The 264-nt window shown below is 67.4% G+C and carries 1 pseudogene; it reads left to right on the top strand.

What is annotated here, in order from left to right:
• Positions 1 to 116 precede the first annotated feature (116 nt).
• Positions 117 to 218 (top strand): annotated as a pseudogene (locus AC4FS3_RS29430) (ribbon-helix-helix protein, CopG family); the annotation flags it as partial.
• Positions 219 to 264 lie beyond the last annotated feature (46 nt).

Genomic DNA, 264 nt, shown 5'->3' with positions numbered 1-264 from the left:
TGGCGATCTGGTCCGGATGCAGAGGGCGCCCGCAACCGGGAGCCGACGGTTTCCGGGCCTGGCGTGAACAGCGGGCGCGGGTATTGGGCCACTGACCTGAAGGAGGCCGGGCCGGCATGCAGCGGATCACCATCACCATCGATGACGACCTTCTTGTCGAACTGGACGAGATGATGCGCCGGCGCGGTTATCCCAACCGTTCCGAAGCGCTGCGGGACCTGGCGCGCGCCGGCATGAAGCAGGTCGCGCTCGACGAGGGCGAAA

The sequence above is a fragment of the Pseudogemmobacter sp. TB195 genome (assembly GCF_058313095.1).
This window is presented reverse-complemented; position numbering and strand designations above follow the sequence as displayed.